This is a genomic window from Gilvimarinus sp. 1_MG-2023 (assembly GCF_030548285.1).
Map to the genome: position 1 here is coordinate 1 of NZ_JAUOSC010000171.1, position 437 is coordinate 437.

General features: G+C 57.0%; 1 protein-coding gene. It reads right to left on the reverse strand.

Annotated features, from left to right (window positions below):
- Positions 1-437, reverse strand: a 437-nt coding sequence (locus Q4563_RS16270) for a hypothetical protein (RefSeq protein ID WP_303605218.1), incomplete at both ends; no start/stop codon positions are given.

Sequence of the window (437 nt, forward strand, 5' to 3'; positions counted from 1 at the left end):
GTGTTAAATGCGTGCAGATAGCCCGAGTTGGTACCAACAAACAGCGCGGTTTTGCTGCTGCTGCCGGAACTGTAGGACATCAATACCGGGCGGCTGTGCAGGGCGTCTTCGATTTCCCGTCGTGGAGTAGTGCTGGATGAGTCGGGATCGTAGCCAGCCAGCCAGAGGATAAAGTCGGATTTTTCGTCATCCGGTACGACGCTCGGCAGATTGTCCGGCAGTGACGTATTGCTGCTGCTGATACGGTTGTCCGTTGTGCTGATGCTGCTTCCTGCGATATCGGTCATGATACGGCGGCTGCCAGGATCAGACAGGCGACGGGCGATCCCTCCCTTGGTGACGGTTTCGCCATCCGGAGCATCTTCATCCAGGGTCCAGTAGCTGCGGGCATTGTCAGAAAAGTAGCCGGTGGATGAGTCGATGGCAAGATCGCCATC